The sequence below is a fragment of the Salinispora pacifica CNR114 genome (assembly GCF_000514775.1).
GTDB lineage: Bacteria > Actinomycetota > Actinomycetes > Mycobacteriales > Micromonosporaceae > Micromonospora > Micromonospora pacifica.
In genome coordinates, this window is record NZ_AZWO01000015.1 from 20689 (window position 1) to 41433 (window position 20745).

The window sequence follows — 20745 nt, forward strand, 5'->3', positions numbered from 1 at the left end:
ATGAAGCCGCGCCCGCCCCGCGAGAGCAACCTTCCGGAGGTGCCCGGCCACCCTCGCCCGCCGAGCGCGGCCACCGCGAGGGCGGGCGCTCCGGGCGGCGTGGCCACGAAGAGCGGCTCGGGCGACGTGGTCCCGGAGGTAGTGGGCGTTCCGGGCGGCGCGCCCACGAAGAGCGGGTCGGACGGCACGGCCGCGGCTCCGGTCGGGGAGCGCCAGGTGGCGCGCCGAGCCGCGCTCGTACTCGTCGGGATAGTTCTGGTCGGTGCGAATCTGCGGGTCGCGGTGACCAGCCTCGGTGCGTTGCTGGACGAGGTCCGTACCGGGCTCGGACTCTCCGGAACCATGGCCGGCGTGGTAACCACGCTGCCGACGATCGCGTTCGCCGGGCTCGGGGCGATCACCCCGTGGCTGGTCCGTCGGGTCGCACCGGCTCGGGTGCTGGTCGTGGCGATGGCGGTACTCGCCGCTGGCCAGGTGCTTCGGGTGGCCACCGACTCCGCGCTGGTCTTCGTCCTCACCAGCGGGTTGGCGCTGGCCGGGATCGCGGTGGCGAACATCCTCCTACCCTTGCTGGTCAAGCAGTACTTCCCGCACCGCACCGGATTGGCCATCGGGGCGTACACGACGGCCATGACCGCGGGTACGACGGTGGCCGCCGCGGCGGCGGTGCCGACCGCGCAGGCCTTCGGCTCCTGGCGGGCCGGGCTCGGGGTCTGGGCCGGGCTGGCCGTGCTGGCCGTACTCCCATGGGTGCCGTTGGCCCGCCGGGCCCGCTCCGTTGCGCGGAGATCGACGCCGACCGAGACCGCGACCGGCGTGCGGGTGCGCCCGGCGCGCACCCGGCTCGGCTGGGCCATGGCCGTGTACTTCGGCACCCAGTCCCTCAGCGGGTACGCGATCATGGGGTGGCTGGCGCAGCTGTACCGGGACGCCGGGTTCCGCCCGGCGACGGCGGGCCTGCTGCTCGCCGGGGTCACCGCGCTGGGCGTGCCGGTCGCACTCCTGATGCCGACGCTGGCCGGTCGGCTGCGGACACTGCGACCGTTGGTGCTGTCGTTGGCCGCTGCGTCGACGTTGGCCTACCTGGGGCTGGCCCTGGCGCCGTACCGCGGCGCACTGCTCTGGATGGCCCTGCTGGCCATCGGGCAGGGTGCCTTCCCGATGGTCCTCGCGACCATCGGGCTGCGGGCGCGTACGGCGGAGGGAACGGTGGCGCTGTCGGCGTTCGCGCAGAGCACCGGTTACCTCGTCGCGGCGCTGGGGCCGCTGCTCGTCGGCGTCCTCTACGGAGCCACCGGTGGGTGGGTCGTGCCGGTCGGATTTCTGCTCTTGGCGCTTGCGGTGCAGGCCAGCGCCGGCCTGGTCATCGCCCGTCCGCGTTACATCGAGGACGAGAGGTAGCGCCCGGGGGCCGACGACGCGGGCGTCACGATGGCGGTACGGGCGTCACGATGGCGGTGCGGGCGTCACGATGGCGACGCGGTGGGGTTGACGGCCTGCTCGACCGTCGGGTAGGTCCGCAACACCTCGGAGAGCCCGCAGACCTCGAGGATGCGCAGCACATCGCGCTGCGGGGCGGCGAGCCGGACGCATCCGCCCGCCTCGTCGCAGTTGTTCTTCGCGTGGATGAAGGTGGCCAGCCCGGTCGAGTCGCAGAACGAGACCAGCGTCAGGTCGAAGACCAGCCGGCTGCGGCCCCGGTCCAACAGGTCGGTGATGTGCTCCTGCAACCGCGGCGCGGTCGCCAGATCCAGCTCGCCGACGACCGATACGACGGCGACGTCGCCGCGCTGTTGGGTGTGCACCGTCAACGACATCCGCCGGACCTCCTGCTACCAGCAAAACGGTAACCCACCAGGGGGTGTAACGCAGATCAGGAGGTTGATTCCGGCCCGCGCCGCCGGCCTCGTGCTCAGCCGGCGGTGAAGAGGCCGGCGGCGAGGGCGAACAGGGTGCCGACGGCCGACGCGCAGCAGCAGACCAGCCCGGCGGCGACCACGCCGAGGATTGCCCAGACCCGCCGATCCTGGGCGATCACGCGGAGGCTGGGCCGGTCGCCCGTCGGCAAATCCTCCCCGCCGCTGGCGACCGGACGTTCGCTGCTCACGCCCCGGGAGTCTAGGCGGGATCCGCACCGGGCAGGATCAGGTGATGGAGCTTGTGTCTGTTGACGACATCCGGAGTGCGTCCGCCGAGATCGCCGGCCAGGTCCTACGTACCCCGTTGATGCGGGCCCCGTGGGATGCGGAGCTGTGGCTCAAGGCGGAGAGCCTGCAGCCGGTCGGCTCCTTCAAACTGCGGGGTGCGACCCACGCGGTGGCCCGGCTCACCGCGGAGCAGCGGTCGGCCGGCGTGGTCACCCACTCCTCGGGCAACCACGGCCTGGCGTTGGCGCACGCGGCCACCGCCGCCGGTGTGCCGTGCCGGGTCGTCGTACCCGAGGGGGCGCCGGCGGCCAAGGTCGACCGGATCCGGGCGTACGGCGTCGAGGTGGTGCCGGTACCGCCGCCGCGCCGTGCGCTGGCGGCGCGGCAGATCGCGACGGAGACCGGCGCGGTGCTGGTGCCCCCCTTCGATGACCGGTGGATCATCGCTGGCCAGGGAACGATCGGCCTGGAAATCGTGGCGGACCTACCCGATGTCGAGGTGGTGCTGGTGCCGGTTGGCGGGGGCGGGCTGTCCTCCGGCGTCGCGACCGCGGTCCGGGCGCTGCGGCCGACCGCAGCGGTCATCGGCGTGGAGCCGGAGCTGGCCGCCGACACCCGGGACTCGCTGGCGGCCGGGTCGGTGGTGTCGTGGGGCGAGGAGCGCACCTACCGCACCAGCGCCGACGGGCTGCGCCTGCCGCCGTCCGAGCTGACCCTCGCACACCTGCTGGCGCGGCTGGACGGGATCGTGACCGTCACCGAGGACGAGATTCGGGCGGCGATGAGCCGGCTGGTCCGCGACGCGCGGCTCGTCGTGGAGCCGAGCGCCGCGGTGGCGGTCGCCGCCCGGCTGTTCCGCCGCACCGAGCTACCCACCGGGCGTACGGTTGCCGTGGTGACCGGCGGCAATGTGGAGCCGGCCGTGCTGGCCGCGGCGCTCGCCGCCTAGCTCCCGGCGACCCGATGGTGTGCCTGCCGGGCCCGGCCCCCGCGAAGGGAGCCGGGCCGCCGCCCGCCCTCGATGACCCGGGCCGGCCTCAGGCGCGACCGAGCTGGTCGAGCAGCCAGGCGTTGATGAAGGCCTCCTCCCGCCAGGCGTCGTACCGACCGCTCGGCCCGCCGTGCCCGGCGCCCATCTCGGTCTTGAGTAGGTAGTCGCCCCGCGGCGCGGTGGCTCGCAGTCGCGCGATCCACTTCGCCGGCTCGTGGTAGAGCACCCGGGTGTCGTTCAGGCTGGTCACCGCGAGGATCGCGGGATAGTCCACGGCCCGCACGTTCTCGTACGGCGTGTACGACTTCATGTACGCGTACACCTCGGGGTCGTCCAGCGGGTTGCCCCACTCCTCCCACTCGGTGACGGTCAACGGCAGCGACGGGTCGAGGATCGAGCTCAGCGCGTCAACGAAGGGAACCTGCGCGACGATTCCGGTGAACGCGTCCGGGGCGAGGTTGGTCACCGCGCCCATCAGCAGCCCGCCGGCGGAGGCGCCTCGGGCGACCAGCCGGTCGGTCGCGGTCCAGCCCGCCTCGACCAGATGCCGGGCACAGGCCACGAAGTCGGTGAAGGTGTTCTTCTTGGCCAGCAGCTTGCCCTGGTCATACCAGCGCCGACCCAACTCGCCGCCGCCGCGGATGTGTGCCACGGCGAAGACGACCCCCCGGTCCAGCAGGGAGAGCCGGGCGACCGAGAACCAGGGGTCCATGCTCGCCTCGTAGGAGCCGTAGCCGTAGATGACGCACGGCGCGGAGCCGTCACGCGGGGTACCGGCCCGGCAGACCAACGAGATCGGCACCCGGGTGCCGTCGTCGGCGATCGCCCAGTCCCGGTGCTGCTCGTAGCCGGCGGGGTCGTACGGGCGGCCGTCCGGCCCGGGCAGCACCGGCCGCTGCCGGCGTTGCGTCATCCGGCGGCTGACCAGGTCGTAGTCGTACACCGAGTCCGGGGTGACCAGTGAGGTGTAGCGGAGCCGGAGCTGCTTCGTGCGGTACTCCGGGTTGCTGTCCAGGCCGACGGCGTACAGCGGTTCGGGGAAGTCGATGTCGTGCGGGTCGCCGCCCCCGATCGGCAACACCCGCAGCCCGGTCAGCCCGTTGGCGCGCAACGTGACCACCAGATGGTTCTCGAAGGCGTCAACCGCCTCCAGGCGGGTGCCGGGGGAGTGTTCAATGAGCGGCACCCAGTCGCCGGGGGCGTCGGCCGAGGTGTATGCGAGGGCGAAGTCCTCGGCGCCGTCGTTGTGCAGGATCAGGAACCGGTGGCCGTGGTGCTCGACCGTGTACTCCACGCCTTGGCGGCGGGGGGCCACCGGGACCGGGGCGCCGGTCGGGTTGCCGGCGGGAATGGCCAGGACTTCGCTGGTCACCTTGCTGTGAATGTCGATGAGGAGGAACTTCTCCGAGCGGGTCAGTTCGACCCCGACCCAGAACCGCTCGTCGTCCTCCTGGTGGACCACCACATCCTCGCTGGCCGGGGTGCCCAGCGTGTGCCGCCAGACCCGGTGTGGCCGCCACGCGTCGTCAACGGTGACGTAGAAGAGCACCGAGGCGTCGGCGGACCAGGCCGTTCCGTAGAACGTGCCGGGCACCTCGTCAGGTAGTAGTTCCCCGGTGCTGAGGTCCTTGACCCGGAGCGTGAACCGCTCGTCGCCGGAGAAGTCGGTCGAGTACGCCAGCCAGCGTCCGTCCGGGCTCACGTCGAAGGCCCCGAGCGCGAAGAAGTCGTGCCCCGCGGCGAGCACGTTGCCGTCGAGCAACACCTCCTCGTCGGCCAGGGGGGCACCGTCGCGGCTGACCGGCGGGTCGGTTTCGCCATCGTGGACGACCCGGCGGCACTGCACCCCGTACTGCTGCCCCTCGACCGTGCGGGTGTAGTACCAGTGGCCGCCCTTGCGGGTGGGCACCGACAGGTCGGTCTCCTGGGTCCGCCGGCGGATCTCCTCGAACAGCTGCTCGCGCAGCTCCGCGAGGTGGGCGGTCCGGGCCTCGGTGTAGGCGTTCTCGGTGGTGAGGTAGGCGATCGTGGCGGGATCGTCCTTGTCGGCGAGCCAGGCGTACTCGTCGGTGACGGTATCGCCGTGGTGGGTTCGCTCGGTCGGCATCCGCTTGGCGACGGGCGCTGGGGTCTCGGTGGTCACGGCGTTACGTTACCGGCCGGGCCGCCCCGCCACCCTCCTGCTCACGCGGCCGCGGCTAGCTGGCGTCGTTGCGCAGGACCAGGATCGCGATGTCGTCCCGGGGCGCCTCGGTGGAGAACCCGAGCGCGGTCGAGCGCAGCCGTGCCGCCACCACGTCCGCAGAGTAGCCGGCGAGCGGCGCCGTCGCCTCCCGGAGTCGGTCCACCCCGAAGAGCTCCCGCCCGCGCCGCCGCTCGGTGACCCCGTCGGTGTAGAAGATCAAGGCTTCGCCGGGCTCCAGGGTGAGCTCGGTGGCCGGCGAGGAGATCGAGTCGAGTAGCCCGAGCGCGGTGCCGCCGGTGCCGACGAACCGGGCCGCACCGGCGGCCGTCAGCAGCACCGGCCGGTCGTGCCCGGCGAGGTGCAGGCTGACCTCCAGTTGGCTACCCGCCTCCAGTTGGTTACCCGCACCCGGTCCCACCGCGGCCAGGGCCAGGGTGCAGTAGCGCCCGCCGCCTCGCTCGACCAGCGTCTCGTTGAGCCGGATCAGCGTCTCCGACAGTGGCTTGCCGTCCCCGATCAGCGTCCGGATGACATCCCGGACCAGTCCGGTGAGGGTGGCCGCCTGCACTCCCTTACCGGATACGTCACCGATCACCACCAGCCACCGCCCGTCCGGCAACGGCAGTACGTCGTAGAAGTCGCCGCCGACGTCCGCGTCGTCCCCGGTCGGGACGTACTCCGCAGCGAAGCCGAGCCCCTCCACCACCGGCAGCACGGGCGGTAGCAGCGACTGCTGGAGTGCCTGGGCGACCCGGCGGCGCTCGGCGTGGATGCGCGCATTCTCGATCGCCAGCGCCGCCCGCCGGGCCACATCCTCCAGTACGGCGACCTCGTCCGGGTCGTGCCGGTGCCGCTGGTGCCGGCCAACAGCGAGGGTGCCGAGCCGCTGGCCGCGGGCGATCAGCGGGACGGCGAAGCCCTCGGTCGGCGCGCCGAGTGGGAGCTGGGTGCCGTTGCGGGAGGCCTCCCGCAGCCGGGCCTGGACCGAGTCCAGCCCGGTCTCCGCCAGCACGGCGTGCAGCTGGGGCAGCATCGACTCGTCCGCGTGGCTGGCCGCCGCCAGGCGCAGCCGCCCCCACTCATCGGCGGTGTGTACCGCGCACCACTGCCCGAGGCGGGGCACCACGAGCTGCGGGATGAGCGCCATGGTCAACTCGACGTCGAGCGACTGGGCGAGCAGCTCACTCGCCTCGGCGAGGAAGGTCAGCCAGGCCTGCCGGCGCAGGTCGGCCCGGTGTAGTCGGTCGTTCTCCAGGTGCAGCGAGAGCCGTTCGGCCATCAACACCGCCAGCGGTTGGGCGTACGCGGACGGTGCCGCGTCCAGCTCCAACTCGCCGACGTACGGGCGGTGCACGGTCAGCGGCACCCGGACCAGATCGTTGTCGACCCGGGGCTGCCGGCCGTAACGGGCCAGTAGCTGCGGGCCCTGCCCGTCGCCCCGGTCCAGCCGGACCAGGCCGCCGGCCGCGCCGACCATCTCGGCCACCCGGGCCAACAGGTCGGTCGCGAACTCCGGCAGGGAGTCCTCCGCGTACGGGTCGGGCGCGGTCTGCATCAGCTCACTCATCGCCGCGGCGCTCGGCGGGAAGCTGCCCTCGTTGGTGGCTCGGTCACCGGTCACCGTCGTGGTCGGCCCGGCGGTGACCGGGAGCCGGCAGGGGTGGTCGGGGGAGTCGGACCGGTCGAGTCGGAACCAGACACCCTTACCGGCGGGCAGATACGTGGTGCCCCAGCGGCTGGCGAAGTGGTCAACCAGGAGCAGGCCCCGGCCCCGTTCGGCGATGTCGGCGATGTCGCTGCTCTCGTTGCGAACGCCGACGGTCAGCTCGTCGACCGGCCCGCGGGCGAAGTCGGAGACGGTGACGGTGAGCCCTCTTCGGTCGGCGACGACCTCAAGGTCCAGTTCGGTGCGGGCGTGCTCCACCGCGTTGGTGGAGAGCTCGGTGGTGAGCAGGAGCGCCTCGTTCGTCAGCTCCGCCAGGTCCGCCTCGGTGAGCAGCGACCGGACGAGTGCGCGCGCCGCGGCGGGCGTCCGGGGGTCGGCGGGAAGCCGGACCCGCCGGATGTGCTCGTCCCGGTCTTCGGTCGGCACGGCCCCCCTCTCCGCTGACACCCCCCGTATCCTTCACCGCTGCCGCGGTGGGCGCCAACCGAACCAGCGGAGGGCTGACGCTGGGCAGCCCTGGGCCGGTGCCAGCTCACGTCGCGTCGGTCTGGCGCGTACCCGGTGCTGGGCACAATAGTGGGAGATCCGGCCTGCCGGCAGCAGGCGGCCCCGATCTGAGCGAGGAATGATGACCACGGCGAAGCAGCCGGCGACGGAGCTGTCCGTGCCGGACCCCGATGCGGTCCTCATCGAGCTGACCGAGGCGCTTCGGCGCGTTCGCCACGGCGATCTCAAGGTCCGGCTGCCGCACCGATCGGGCCGGGCGGGCGAGTTGGCGGACGCCTTCAACGAGGTGGTGTCGCTCCAGGAACGGCAGTGCCACGACCTGCGCCGGATCAGCCGGATCGTGGGCCGGGACGGGCGACTCGCCGAACGCCTCGACGACGAGGACCTGGATGGTTCCTGGGCGGAGGGGCAGCAGGCGGTCAATTCGCTCATCGAGGACCTCGGGCGCCCGACCATCGAGATCGCGCGGGTGATCGCGGCGGTCGCCAGGGGCGATCTCTCCCAGCACGTGGCGCTGGAACTGGATGACCGACCGCTGCGTGGGGAGTATCTGCGCATCGGGCGCACGGTGAACGCCGTGGTGGATCAGTTGTCGTCCGTCGCCGACGAGGTGACCCGGGTGGCGCAGGAGGTGGGCGTCGAGGGGAAGTTGGGTGGTCAGGCTGACGTTCGGGGCGCTGCCGGCACCTGGAAGGACCTGGTCGACTCGGTGAACACCATGGGTTCGAACCTGACCGCACAGGTCCGCAACATCTCGCAGGTGTCGACGGCGGTGGCGACGGGTGATCTGGGGCAGAAGATCACGGTTGATGCGCAGGGCGAGGTTCTGGAGTTGAAGAACACCGTCAATACGATGGTAGATCAGTTGTCGTCGTTCGCCGATGAGGTGACCCGGGTGGCCCGGGAGGTGGGTACCGAGGGGAAGTTGGGTGGTCAGGCCCAGGTGAAGGGGGTCTCCGGGACCTGGCGGGACCTNACCGAGAACGTCAACCAACTTGCCGGCAATCTGACCAGCCAGGTCCGCAACATCTCGCAGGTGTCGACGGCGGTNGCGCGGGGTGATCTGGGGCAGAAGATCACGGTTGATGCGCAGGGCGAGGTTCTGGAGTTGAAGAACACCGTCAATACGATGGTAGATCAGTTGTCGTCGTTCGCCGATGAGGTGACCCGGGTGGCCCGGGAGGTGGGTACCGAGGGGAAGTTGGGTGGTCAGGCCCAGGTGAAGGGGGTCTCCGGGACCTGGCGGGACCTGACGGACAACGTGAACTCGATGGCGTCGAACCTGACCTCGCAGGTGCGCAACATCGCCTCGGTCACGACGGCGGTCGCGCGGGGTGATCTGGGGCAGAAGATCACGGTTGACGCGCAGGGCGAGATTCTGGAGTTGAAGAACACCGTCAACACGATGGTGGATCAGTTGTCGTCGTTCGCCGATGAGGTGACCCGGGTGGCCCGGGAGGTGGGTACCGAGGGGAAGTTGGGTGGTCAGGCCCAGGTGAAGGGCGTCGCCGGGACCTGGCGGGACCTCACCGAGAACGTCAACCAGCTCGCCTCCACCCTGACCATTCAGCTGCGTGCGATCGCCGAGGTTTCCACCTCGGTGACCCGCGGCGACCTGACCCAGCAGATCGCGGTCGAGGCGCAGGGGGAGGTCGCCGAGCTTACCGACAGCATCAACCAGATGATCGGGACCCTCCGCGAGACGACCACGGTCAATGCCGAACAGGGCTGGCTGGACTCCAACCTGGCCCGGATCGGTGGATTGCTGCAGGGGCAGCGGGATCTCGGCGAGGTCTGTCGCATGATCATGATGGAGGTGACGCCGCTGGTGGACGCGCAGCTCGGCGCGTTCTTCCTGATGGATGACGCCGAGGGGAACTTCCGGTTGCGGCTTACCGCCTCGTACGGCTACGTCGCTCGTGGCCAAGACGTGACGTTCGGCCCCGGCGAAGGGCTGGTCGGCCAGGTGGCACTGTCTCGGCGCACGATCCGGGTCCGCGGGTCGGCGGAGAGCCGGCTCCGGCTCCGCTCCGGGCTCGCGGACACCCCACCGGCTGATCTGGTGGTGCTACCGGTCATCTTCGAGGGCGAGTTGCTCGGCGTGATCGAGTTCGCCAGCGTGACCGCCCTCTCCGACCTACACCTCTCCTTCCTGGAACGACTCGTCCTCACCATCGGCGTCGCGGTCAACACCATCCAGGCGAACCGGCGTACCGAGGAACTGCTGGCCCAGTCGCAGCGGCTGGCCCACGAGCTGCAGGAGCAGTCGGCCGAACTGCAGCGGACGAATGCGGAGCTGAAGGAGAAGGCGAAGCTCCTCTCCGAGCAGAAGGGCAACATCGAGACCAAGAACCGGGAGGTCGAGCTGGCCCGGCTGGGCCTGGAGGAGACGGCACAGCAGCTCACCCGGGCCTCGGCGTACAAGTCGGAGTTCCTGGCCAACATGAGCCACGAGCTGCGTACGCCACTGAACTCGTTGCTGCTGTTGGCCCGGCTGTTGGTGGAGAACCCGGAGCGGAACCTCAGCCCGAAACAGATCGAGTTCGCCCGGACGATCCACAACGCCGGCACCGACCTGCTCACGCTGATCGACGACATTCTGGACCTGTCCAAGATCGAAGCTGGTCGGACGGACGTCGAGCCGGCTGAGCTTCGGTTCACCGAGGTCCGCGGCTATGTCGAGCAGGCGTTCGCCCCGCAGGCGGAGGAGAAGGGCCTCGACTTTGAGGTCCGGGTCAGTCCGGAACTGCCGAAGGAGATCGTCACCGACGTGCAGCTGCTGCAGCAGATTCTGCGGAACCTGCTCTCCAACGCGATGAAGTTCACCGACACCGGGGCGGTGCGGTTGGGGATCGCCCCCGCGCCGGAGTCGGCGGTCTTCGACGTGCCGGCGTTGACCAACGCGCGGCAGGTGGTCGCCTTCGCCGTCATGGACACCGGGATCGGCATCTCCGACGACAAGCTGTCGATCATCTTTGAGGCCTTCCAGCAGGCCGACGGCACGACCAGCCGCCGGTACGGGGGCACCGGCCTGGGCCTGTCGATCAGTCGGGATCTGGCCCGGCTGCTGGGCGGCGCGATCGGCGTCTCGTCGGTGCCCGGGCAGGGTTCGACCTTCACCCTCTTCCTCCCCGACGTCCTGGCCCCGGATGCGGTCGTGGCGCCGGCACCGCCCTCACCCGGCCGGGCCGGTCTCCCGTCGTCGCTACTGATGCCCGCCGTGGAGTTGCTGCCCAGCACCGCCGAGGCGGCGGCGACCCGCCAGCTGGCCGGCGCCACCGTGCTGATCGTGGACGACGACGTGCGTACGGTCTTCGCCCTGACCAGTGCCTTGGAGTTGCACGGGATGACCGTGCTGTACGCGGACAACGGGGCCGACGGCGTACGCCTGCTGGCCGAGCATCCAGAGGCGGACATCGTACTGATGGATGCCATGATCCCCGATCAGGACGGATACGAGACGACGCGGCAGATCCGCCGTAACCATCGCTTCGCCGACCTCCCGATCGTCTTCCTGACCGCGAAGGCGATGCCCGGTGATCGGGAGTCCGCGCTGGCGGCCGGGGGCAGCGGATACATCACCAAGCCCGTTGACCTGGACGAGTTGATCGAGCTCATCTCGTCCTGGATCAGCGGAGGCCGGAGCGAGGAGGGCCCATGACGCAGCTGGCGAAGGCGCTGCTGGTGGATGATCGGCGGGAGAACCTGACGGCCCTGGAGGCGATCCTGCAGGGGCTCCAGGTCCAGTCGGTGGCCGTGGAGAGCGGCGAGGCGGCGCTGAAGCGGCTGCTCGTTGACGACTTCGCGGTGATCCTTCTGGATGCCCAGATGCCGGAGATGGACGGCTTCGAGACGGCGAGTCACATCAAGCGGCGGGAACGAACCCGGCACGTGCCGATCATCTTCCTCACCTCCGCGGACCAGGATGCCCAGCTGGCGATGCGGGGATACGCCGCGGGGGCGGTGGACCACCTCACCAAACCGTTCGACCCGTGGGTACTGCGGGCCAAGGTGTCGGTCTTTGTCGACCTGTGGGTGAAGACCGGGCAGCTGACTGCGCAGTCGACCCTGCTCCAGGAGCAGGAGACCCAGCGGCGGCTGCTGACCGACGCCATTGACGAGGCCACCGCGTTGCTTCGCGCCGAGACCGACCCGGCGGCGGTGCAGCGCGCGATCGGCCTGCTGGAGCAGGCCCGCTGGGGCAACATCGGCTGAGAATCAGTCGTCGCGAATCATCAGGGCGCTCCGCAGACCGGTGATGTCGAGGACGCGGCGCAGGAACTCGGCCACGTTGGTGAGGACCAGCAGACTCTGGGAGTGACTGGTCTTGCGGCTGAGCACGACCAGCGTGCCCAGACCCTGCGAGTCGCAGAAGGTGACGGCCGCCAGGTCCAGCACAATCCGTGGGGGCGGTTCGGTCAGCACCTCGTTGACGACGGTGGAGAGCTGGGCGGCCGTCATCATGTCGATCTCACCGGCGAGGCGAAGGACAACCTCGTCCCCCAACCGGTGTAACGTGATGGACAGTTCGGCACGATCCACCCGGCCAGCCTAACGCGGCCGGTCGACGCCACCATGACGGCGAGTTGCCGCGGCCCCGGCCGCGGTGTGGCGGTAACCCATGAGTCCCCGGGGTGCCTGCCGGTCTGCCCGCCGACGCTGACACAATGGCGACATCGTGACCGACGTTTTCCCTGCCGGACCCGGCCGCTACCCGGCCGCCGCGCCGGCCTCCGAGGCCCTGTTCGACCGCGCCTGCGCTCTTGTGCCCGGCGGGGTGAACTCCCCTGTCCGCGCGTTCCGTGCCGTCGGCGGCACCCCGCGCTTCATCGTCCGGGGGGAGGGGCCGTGGCTCTACGACGCCGACGGGCGGCGCTACGTCGACCTGGTCTGCTCGTGGGGCCCCATGATCCTCGGGCACGCCCACCCCGCCGTGGTGGAGGCCCTTCGCTCCGCCGCCGCGCTCGGCACGAGCTTCGGCGCCCCCACCCCGGGTGAGGTGGAACTGGCGGCGGAGATCGTTGACCGTGCGCCCGTCGAGCAGGTACGGCTGGTCAACTCGGGGACCGAGGCCACCATGTCGGCGATCCGGCTGGCCCGGGGCTACACCGGCCGTACCCGGATCATCAAGTTCGCGGGCTGCTACCACGGACATTCGGACGCGTTGCTCGCCGCCGCCGGTTCCGGTGTCGCCACCCTCGGCCTGCCCGACTCGCCGGGCGTGACCGGCGCGGCGGCCGGGGACACCATCGTGCTGCCGTACAACGACCTCGCCGCCGTCGAGGCGGTCTTCGCCGCCGAGGGCCCGCAGATCGCCGCGGTGATTACCGAGTCCGCCGCCGGCAACATGGGCGTGGTCGCACCCCGCGACAACTTCAACCAGCGCCTCGCCGCCCTCGCCCACGCGAACGGTGCGCTGTTGATCGTGGACGAGGTCATGACCGGCTTCCGGGTCTCCCGCGCCGGGTGGCACGGCCTCGACCCCTGCGCCGCCGACCTCTGGACCTACGGCAAGGTCATGGGGGGCGGCCTCCCTGCGGCCGCCTTCGGCGGGCGAGCGGAGATCATGTCCCAGCTGGCTCCGGCCGGCCCGGTCTACCAGGCCGGCACCCTCTCCGGTAACCCGCTCGCCTGCGCCGCCGGGCTCACCACGCTGCGACTCGCCGACGATGCCCTCTACCGCCGGCTGGACGAGACGGCCGCCGTCGTGGGCCGGCTCGCCAGCGAGGCGCTCGCCGCCGCCGGAGTGCCGCACCGGCTGTCCTCCGCCGGCAACATGTTCTCAATCTTCTTCACCGACGCCGACGTCTTTGACTACGCCACCGCGAGTGCCCAGCAGGTGCCCGCGTTCAGGGCGTTCTTCCACGCGATGCTGGCGGCCGGCGTCTACCTGCCGCCGAGCGCCTTCGAATCGTGGTTCGTCTCGGCGGCGATTGACGACGCCGCCCTGGAGCAGCTCGCCGCGGCGCTGCCAGCGGCGGCGGCAGCGGCAGCCGCGGCAGGTCACGGGGGGTAGTGACGGTGAGTAAGACAGTGGTCCACGTGCTGCGACACGGTGAGGTGCACAACCCGGAGGGCATCCTGTACGGGCGGCTGCCGGGCTTCCGCCTGTCGGAGTTGGGCGTGCAGATGGCGAAGGCCGCCGCGCAGGGCCTCGCCGAGCGGGAGGTGGTGCACGTCGTCGCCAGCCCGCTGGAGCGCGCCCAGCAGACCGCCGAGCCGATCGCCGCGCAGTTCGGGCTTCCGATCGGGGTCGACGAGCGGTTGATCGAGAGCGCGAACTGGTTCGAGGGTAAGAAGGTCTCGCCCGGCGACGGTTCGTTCCGTGACCCGCGAAACTGGTGGGTGCTGCGGGACCCGGTCACCCCCTCCTGGGGCGAGGCGTACCGCGCCATCGCGGAGCGAATGCTCGCCGCCCTGCAGGCCGCTCGGGAGGCTGCGCAGGGGCGGGAGGCGGTGCTCGTCTCCCACCAGCTGCCGATCTGGACGCTGCGTCGATTCGTCGAGCGTAAGCGCCTCTGGCACGACCCGCGCAAGCGGCAGTGCGGGCTGGCCAGCCTCACCACCTTTCACTTCGAGGGGGCGAAGGTGGTCGGGATCGGCTACACCGAGCCGGCCGCCCACCTGATCGCGATGTCGTCGACGGCTCGGACCGCCAAGGGGGCCTGATGACTCTCCGGAGGTGGGCCGCCGGTCTGCTCGCCACCCTGGTCGCGGTGGCACTCGCCGCCTGCGCCACCCCGGACTGGGGGCAGGCCTGCGGTACCAACTCCGACGGCGTGATCGAGTGCGCTCCGGATCAGCGTTCTGCCGCGCCCGAGCTCGCCGGTGAGCTGCTCGAAGGGGGCAGCTACGACGTGGCGCAGGACCGCGGGCAGGTCGTGGTGGTCAACTTCTGGGGCTCGTGGTGCGCGCCCTGCCGAGCGGAGGCCGATGACCTGGAGGCCACCTACCAGGCCACCAAGGGCTCCGGGGTGACCTTCCTCGGCATCAACGTGCAGGACAGCCGGGACAAGGCGATCGCCTTCGAGGAGGGCCGGGTCACCTACCCGAGCATCTTCGATCCCGGCAGCCGACTGGCGTTGGAGCTGGACATCCCACCGAACACCATCCCGGCGACGGTTGTGCTGGACCGGGACGGGCGGATCGCGGCGGTGATCCGGGCCGCCGTCCGGCAGGAGGGGCTTCAACCGATCGTCGAGCGGGTCGCCGCGGAGTCGCCCGCCTCGACCGGCGGCCACTGATGGGCGAGACGTTCCGGGAGATCGCGCAGTCCGGCCCACTGCTGCTCGCCATCGGCACGGCGGCACTGGCCGGGCTGGTCAGCTTTCTGTCCCCGTGCGTCCTGCCGTTGATGCCCGGCTACCTCTCCTACGTGACCGGTCTGGCCGGCGCCGACCTGGAAGGTCGGGGAGCGGGCGACGACTCCCGCCGCACGCCACCGGTGGCCGGGGGAGACCCGGGGGGCGGCGCCGGGGCGGTCGCGGTGCGGGAGCAGACCGCCCGGCGTGGGACCATGGCCGTCAAGGGCCGGGTGCTCGCCGGCACGCTGCTGTTCATCGCCGGCTTCACCGCCGTCTTCACCGTCACCGCGGTCCTGGTCACCACGGTCGGCCAGGTCCTCTTCGCCCACGAGCGGACGCTGGAGATCGTCATCGGCGGCGTGGTGGTGCTGCTCGGACTGGGCTACCTCGGCGTGGTCCCGGGGCTGCAGCGCGAGCTGCGTATCCAACGGCTGCCGGCCGCCGGGCTGCTCGGCGCGCCGGTGCTCGGCGCGGTCTTCGCGCTCAGCTGGCTGCCCTGCACCGGCCCGACCCTCGGTGCGGTGATGGGCATGGCCCTCGTCGAGGGGCAGACCAACCGGGCAGTGGTACTGGCCGTCGCGTACTGCCTTGGGCTGGGGGTGCCGTTTGTCCTCTTCGGGCTGGGGTTCCACCGCCTGCTCGGGGTCTTCCAGGCGGTACGTCGCAACAGCCGGTGGGTCACCCGGATCGGCGGCGGATTGCTGATCCTGATCGGCCTCGCGCTCGTCACCGGTGGGTGGACCAGCTTCGTGACCCTGCTGCAGACCACCTTCGGGACGGGCCAGGTAAGCATCTGATGACGGTCACCGACGACCGGCCGGCACCGCCGGCCGAGACCCCCCGGCGCCGCCCCAACCCGGTACTGGCGCTGCTGCGTAACTCCTGGCGGCAGCTCACCAGCATGCGTACGGCGCTGGTGCTGCTCTTCCTGCTGGCGATCGCCGCGATTCCCGGGTCGGTTCTGCCGCAGCGCGGCGTCAACCCCGAGGACGTCCGGGACTACTTCGTCGCGTACCCCGATCTGGCGCCGGTGCTGGACCGGCTCGGCGCCTTCGACGCGTTCGGCTCGGTCTGGTTCTCCGCCATCTACCTGTTGCTCTTCACCTCGCTGGTCGGCTGCATCACGCCCCGACTGCGTGAGCACGTCCGTGCCCTGCGGTCCAAGCCACCCGCGGCGCCGAAGCGGCTGGACCGGTTGCCCCAGCACACCGTGTTCGCGGCCCCGGCCGGTGGCGCGCCGGCGATCGCCGCCGTGCTGCGCCGGCACCGCTGGCGGGTGGCGGTACGCGGCGACGAGGTGTCGGCCGAGAAGGGCTACCTGAAGGAGACCGGCAACCTGCTCTTCCACGCCTCGTTGGTGGTGGTGCTCGTCGGTGTCGCCCTCGGCTCCTGGTACGGCTGGAGTGGTAACCGGGTCCTGGTCGCCGGCGCGGACAACGCCTTCTGCAACACGCAGCAGCAGTACGCCGAGACGTCGTTCGGCCCCCAGGTGGCCAGCGCCGATCTGCCCCGCTTCTGCCTGCAGCTGGACGACTTCGAGGCGAGGTTCCTGGAGTCCAACGGCCAGCCGGAGTTCTTCAACGCCAAGGTGACCGTGGACGAGAACGGCGGCACCCCCCGCCCGGCGGAGTTCTCGGTGAACTCGCCGCTGCGGCTGGACGGGGCGAACGTCTACCTGCTCGGCCACGGATACGCCCCGGTGGTCCGCTACACCGACCGGTTCGGGCGGAGCCAGACCAGCCCGAACCCCTTCCTGAGCACCGGGGACATCGGCTTGACCGGGGAGGGGCTGGCGGCCTTCCCGGACGCGAACGTCGACCCGGCCACCGGTGAGCGGGACCCGGAGCTCCAGGTGGCCTTCAGCGGTCTGTACCTGCCGACCGCCCCACAGCAGGCTCCGTTCGTCCGTTCGGAGTTCCCGACCGAGCGCAATCCGCTGCTCAATCTCGTTGCTTACCGGGGCAATCTGGGGCTGGATGCCGGTATCCCCGGCTCGGTGTACAAGCTGGACCAGCGGCAGGTCGACGCCGGCCGGGTCAAGGAGGTCGGCACCAAGCTGCTTCAGGTCGGTGAGGTCTGGACCCTGGACGACGGCACCACGTTGGAGTTCCTGGGCACCGAGCCGTACATCGTCCTGTCCGTGCGGCACGACCCGGGCTCGACGCTGCTGCTGATCAGTTCGGGCACGCTGCTGCTGGGCCTGATGGGCTCGCTCTTCGGCCGCCGCCGGCGGGTCTTCTTCCGGGTACGCCCGGCCGACCCCGCGGGTGAATCTTCGACGCCCGGTAGTAGTTTGGTCGACGCCGGTGGTCTGCCGCGCGTTGACCATCCCGGCTTCGCCGACGAATTCACCCGGCTCGTCGCGGCGGTCAGCGGAGCCGGGCGGCGGGCCGATCCTGATGGGCCGGCCGGAGCGCGAGTAGGAGCCGAGTGATGTCCGTACTCTCCGACCAGCTGGTGACCTTCTCGATCCTGGCCTACCTGGTCGCGATGGTGGTGCACGCCGTCGAGTACGCGCTGGGCAACGCCCGCGTTCGCGTCGCCCCGCCCGCCCGCGAGCTGGTCGGCGCCGGGGTCGGGGCGGCCCGCGGTGCGGGTTCCGGGCCGGAGCCGACCGTCCGTGCTGCCACCGCCGCCCAGCGGACTGCCGCTCAGCGGACCGCCGCCCGCGCCCGGATGGCCGGCCTGGGCGCGGTCGCTGTGACCGTGCTGGCCGCCCTGCTGCACCTCGGTGCGCTGATCGCCCGCGGGGTCGCGGCCGACCGGATGCCCTGGGGCAACATGTACGAGTTCGTCCTGACGGTCTCCTTCATCGGGGTCGCCAGTTGGTTCGTCGTGCTCTGGAAGCGCCCCACGCTGCGCCGGCTCGGGCTGCTCCTGACGCTGGTGATGGTGCTGCTGGTGGCCACCGCCGAGCTGCTGCTCTACACCCCGATCGTGCCGCTGGTGCCGGCGCTCAACTCCTACTGGTTCATCATTCACGTCGCCACGATCGTCTTCAGCTCCGGCATTTTCCTGCTCGGCGTGGTACCAGCGTGCGCCTACCTGATGCGGGCCGGCTACGAGCAGGGTCGGCGCAGCTTTCCCTACCTGTTGGCGAAGCGCATGCCGGCCGCGGCGGCCCTGGAGCGATTGACCTTCCGGCTGCACGCCTTCTCGTTCCCGATCTTCACCTTCGCGGTGATCGCCGGCGCGATCTGGGCCGAGGCAGCGTGGGGTCGTGCGTGGGGCTGGGACCCGAAGGAGATTTGGGCGTTCATCTCCTGGGTGGTGTACGCCGGCTATCTGCACGCCCGAGCCACCCCGAGCGTCAAACGGAACGTGGCCACCTGGCTCGCGATCCTGGGTTTCCTCACCGTGATGATGAACCTCTTCGGCGTGAACATCTTCTTCGAGGGGCTGCACTCCTACGGCGGCCTCGACTGATCCCGTAGCACGACACGTGCTCGAGGCCCCGTTCCCGCACCCCGGCTGGGGTGGTGGGCCGGGCGGTGGGGGAGACTTGCGGGTATGGCGGCTCGTGGCTTTCCGTACTCCGATCTGAAGGACTTCCTGGCGGCGCTGGAGCGCGCGGGTGAGCTACGGCGGGTGGACGTCCCGGTGGATCCGACGCTGGAGCTGAGCGAGGTCGTCACCCGGACGGTTCGGGCCGGGGGCCCGGCCCTCCTCTTCGAGCAGCCGACCCGGGGCGAGATGCCGGTGGCGATCAATCTGTTCGGCACCGAGAGGCGGATGGCGATGGCGCTCGGCGTCGAGTCGCTGGACGAGATCGGGGCGCGGATCGGCGCGCTGGTGCGGCCGGAGTTGCCGGTCGGCTGGAGTGGTATCCGGGAGGGCCTCGGCAAGGTCATGCAGCTCAAGTCGGTGCCGCCGCGCAAGGTCAAGACGGCCCCCTGCCAGCAGGTGGTGTACCGGGGCGACGACGTCGACCTGAACCGGCTGCCCGGCCTGCAGGTGTGGCCCGGTGACGGGGGGGTCTTCCACAACTACGGGTTGACCCACACCAAGCATCCCGAGACCGGCGCGCGCAACCTCGGCCTCTACCGGCTTCAGCAGCACAGTCGGAACACGCTGGGCATGCACTGGCAGATCCACAAGGACTCCACCGCCCACCACGCGGTCGCCGAGCGGCTCGGCCAACGGCTGCCGGTCGCCATCGCCATCGGCTGCGACCCGGTGATCTCGTACGCCGCGAGCGCCCCACTCCCCGGTGATATCGACGAGTACCTGTTCGCGGGCTTCCTGCGGGGGGAGCGGGTCGAGATGGTCGACTGCCTGACCGTGCCACTCCAGGTGCCGGCGCACGCCCAGGTGGTGCTTGAGGGCTACCTGGAGCCGGGTGAGCGGCTGCCCGAGGGGCCGTTCGGGGACCACACCGGCTACTACACGCCGGTGGAGCCGTTTCCGGTCCTGCACGTCGAGACGATGACCATGCAGCGCAACCCGGTCTACCACTCGATCGTCACCTCGAAGCCGCCGCAGGAGGACCATGGTCTGGGCAAGGCCACCGAGCGGATTTTCCAGCCGCTGCTCAAGCTGCTCATCCCGGACATCGTCGACTACGACCTGCCGGCAGCCGGGGTCTTCCACAACTGCGCGATCGTGTCGATCCGGAAGCGCTACCCGAAGCACGCGCAGAAGGTGATGAACGCGATCTGGGGCGCGCACCTGATGTCGATGACCAAGCTGATCGTGATCGTGGACGAGGACTGCGACGTACACGACTACAACGAGGTCGCGTTCCGGGCCTTCGGCAACGTGGACTACACCCGGGACCTGCTGCTCACCGAGGGGCCGGTGGACCATCTGGACCACGCCTCGTACCAGCAGTTCTGGGGCGGTAAGGCCGGCGTCGACGCCACCCGCAAGCTTCCCAGCGAGGGCTACACCCGGGGCTGGCCCGAGGAGATGACCATGTCCCCCGAGGTGGTGTCGCTGGTCGACAAGCGCTGGAAGGAGTACCGCATCTGATGTCCGGCTTCTCCGATCCGCGGGACCTCGCCGTCCCGGCCCGCGCCGCATCGGCCAGCGCGGACTCGCGCGGGCGGATCCGGGCGTTCCTCGACCTCGTGGCGATCGAGCACTCCGTCTTCGCGCTGCCCTTCGCCTACCTCTCCGCCTTGACCGCGATGCAGGTCAACGGCGGTCAGGTGCGCTGGCTCGACCTGTTACTGATCACCGTGGCGATGGTCGGGGCGCGGACGTTCGCGATGGCCGCCAACCGGATCCTGGATCGGCGGATCGACGCGCTGAACCCGCGCACCGCCAACCGGGAACTGGTGACCGGGGCGGTCAGCCCGCGTACGGCCTGGGCCGGCGCGGGCGTCGCCCTGGCGGTCTTCCTGGTCGCCGCCGCGCTGCTGAACCCCCTCTGTCTGGTGCTGGCGCCGCTCGCGGTCGTACCGCTGGTCGGCTACCCGTACGCGAAGCGGTTCACCAACTGGCCGCACGCGGTCCTGGCGGTGGCGCAGGCGGTCGGCCCGGTCGGTGCGTGGCTCGCGGTGACCGGTACCTTCGCCGGCTCCGGGCCGGCCTGGCTGCTCGGAGTGGCGGTCGGGCTGTGGATCGGCGGTTTCGACCTGATCTACGCCTGTCAGGACGCCGAGGTGGACCGGGAGATCGGCGTGCACAGCGTCCCGGCCCGGTACGGGCTGCGGTTCGCGTTGCACGCGTCCACCGTCGCGCACGTGGTGACCTTCGTGCTCTTCGTCTGGTTCGGCGCCCTGGTCGGCTTCGGCTGGCTCTGGTGGATCGGGCTGGCGCTGACCGCGGTCGCCTTCGCCTACCAACACGTGGTGGTGAGCCCGGCCGACCTGAGCCGGGTCAACCGGGCCTTCTTCACCGCGAACGGCTTCGTCGGGATCGCGCTCTTCGGCTTCGCCCTGCTTGACCTGGTGGTACGCCTCGGGCTACGGCCCTGACCAGGGAACCGGGGGTGCCCGTCG

General features: G+C 70.8%; 17 protein-coding genes. 12 read left to right on the forward strand and 5 right to left on the reverse strand.

The features are described from left to right. The first annotated feature begins 99 nt into the window (after window positions 1–99). Window positions 100–1401 carry an MFS transporter gene (locus B118_RS0110870; RefSeq protein ID WP_420329453.1) on the forward strand — a complete coding sequence of 434 codons (1302 nt, stop codon included), beginning with the start codon at window positions 100–102 and terminating at the stop codon, window positions 1399–1401. 65 nt (window positions 1402–1466) lie between these two features. Here B118_RS0110870 and B118_RS0110875 read toward each other — a convergent pair whose 3' ends face one another. Both B118_RS0110875 and B118_RS0110880 read right to left on the reverse strand, forming a co-directional pair. Beyond that, window positions 1467–1817 carry an STAS domain-containing protein gene (locus B118_RS0110875; protein WP_018222417.1) on the reverse strand — a complete coding sequence of 117 codons (351 nt, stop codon included), beginning with the start codon at window positions 1815–1817 and terminating at the stop codon, window positions 1467–1469. A 95-nt stretch (window positions 1818–1912) separates the two neighbouring features. Continuing rightward, window positions 1913–2107 carry a hypothetical protein gene (locus B118_RS0110880; RefSeq protein ID WP_018222418.1) on the reverse strand — a complete coding sequence of 65 codons (195 nt, stop codon included), beginning with the start codon at window positions 2105–2107 and terminating at the stop codon, window positions 1913–1915. 44 nt (window positions 2108–2151) lie between these two features. On the opposite strand from B118_RS0110880, the gene B118_RS0110885 reads away from it, so the two are divergent. Beyond that, the gene (locus B118_RS0110885) at window positions 2152–3096 is read left to right on the forward strand and encodes a threonine ammonia-lyase (protein WP_028192762.1); all 945 of its coding nucleotides are present in this window, start codon (window positions 2152–2154) and stop codon (window positions 3094–3096) included. A gap of 88 nt (window positions 3097–3184) precedes the next feature. On the opposite strand, the gene B118_RS0110890 is transcribed toward B118_RS0110885, so the two are convergent. Both B118_RS0110890 and B118_RS0110895 read right to left on the reverse strand, forming a co-directional pair. Continuing rightward, a complete protein-coding gene (locus B118_RS0110890; protein WP_018222420.1) occupies window positions 3185–5281 on the reverse strand; it encodes a S9 family peptidase in 2097 nt (698 codons plus the stop codon). A gap of 55 nt (window positions 5282–5336) precedes the next feature. Beyond that, on the reverse strand, window positions 5337–7436 hold the full coding sequence (locus tag B118_RS0110895; RefSeq protein ID WP_026271045.1) for a SpoIIE family protein phosphatase: 2100 nt from the start codon (window positions 7434–7436) through the stop codon (window positions 5337–5339). Window positions 7437–7617: 181 nt separating this feature from the next. Between B118_RS0110895 and B118_RS0110900 the strand changes: the two genes are divergently transcribed. Next, a complete protein-coding gene (locus tag B118_RS0110900) occupies window positions 7618–11157 on the forward strand; it encodes a HAMP domain-containing protein (protein WP_028192763.1) in 3540 nt (1179 codons plus the stop codon). Further along, window positions 11154–11711, forward strand: coding sequence for a response regulator (locus B118_RS0110905; RefSeq protein WP_018222422.1), 558 nt, complete (start codon window positions 11154–11156; stop codon window positions 11709–11711). The genes B118_RS0110900 and B118_RS0110905 overlap by 4 nt, the downstream gene beginning before the upstream one ends. 3 nt (window positions 11712–11714) lie before the next feature. Here B118_RS0110905 and B118_RS0110910 read toward each other — a convergent pair whose 3' ends face one another. Further along, the gene (locus tag B118_RS0110910) at window positions 11715–12038 is read right to left on the reverse strand and encodes an STAS domain-containing protein (protein WP_018217216.1); all 324 of its coding nucleotides are present in this window, start codon (window positions 12036–12038) and stop codon (window positions 11715–11717) included. Window positions 12039–12174: 136 nt separating this feature from the next. Here B118_RS0110910 and hemL point away from each other — a divergent pair, with 136 nt between their 5' ends. The 8 genes from hemL (at window position 12175) to mqnP (ending at window position 20721) form a co-directional block, all read left to right on the forward strand. Continuing rightward, window positions 12175–13512, forward strand: a complete 1338-nt coding sequence (gene hemL / locus B118_RS0110915) for a glutamate-1-semialdehyde 2,1-aminomutase (protein ID WP_018222423.1) — start codon at window positions 12175–12177, stop codon at window positions 13510–13512. Further along, a complete protein-coding gene (locus tag B118_RS0110920; protein WP_018222424.1) occupies window positions 13512–14165 on the forward strand; it encodes a histidine phosphatase family protein in 654 nt (217 codons plus the stop codon). Before hemL ends, B118_RS0110920 begins: the two co-directional genes overlap by 1 nt. Then, window positions 14165–14740 carry a TlpA family protein disulfide reductase gene (locus B118_RS0110925; protein WP_018222425.1) on the forward strand — a complete coding sequence of 192 codons (576 nt, stop codon included), beginning with the start codon at window positions 14165–14167 and terminating at the stop codon, window positions 14738–14740. Before B118_RS0110920 ends, B118_RS0110925 begins: the two co-directional genes overlap by 1 nt. Next, entirely contained in the window at window positions 14740–15597 is an 858-nt protein-coding gene (locus B118_RS0110930; RefSeq protein WP_028189334.1) for a cytochrome c biogenesis CcdA family protein, read from the forward strand. Before B118_RS0110925 ends, B118_RS0110930 begins: the two co-directional genes overlap by 1 nt. Then, a complete protein-coding gene (gene resB, locus B118_RS0110935; RefSeq protein ID WP_027648929.1) occupies window positions 15597–17234 on the forward strand; it encodes a cytochrome c biogenesis protein ResB in 1638 nt (545 codons plus the stop codon). Before B118_RS0110930 ends, resB begins: the two co-directional genes overlap by 1 nt. After that, window positions 17234–18226, forward strand: coding sequence for a c-type cytochrome biogenesis protein CcsB (gene ccsB, locus B118_RS0110940; RefSeq protein ID WP_018811872.1), 993 nt, complete (start codon window positions 17234–17236; stop codon window positions 18224–18226). Before resB ends, ccsB begins: the two co-directional genes overlap by 1 nt. An 84-nt stretch (window positions 18227–18310) precedes the next feature. Further along, window positions 18311–19771, forward strand: coding sequence for a menaquinone biosynthesis decarboxylase (locus tag B118_RS0110945; protein WP_027648930.1), 1461 nt, complete (start codon window positions 18311–18313; stop codon window positions 19769–19771). Beyond that, on the forward strand, window positions 19771–20721 hold the full coding sequence (gene mqnP / locus B118_RS0110950) for a menaquinone biosynthesis prenyltransferase MqnP (RefSeq protein WP_028192764.1): 951 nt from the start codon (window positions 19771–19773) through the stop codon (window positions 20719–20721). Before B118_RS0110945 ends, mqnP begins: the two co-directional genes overlap by 1 nt. Window positions 20722–20745 lie beyond the last annotated feature (24 nt).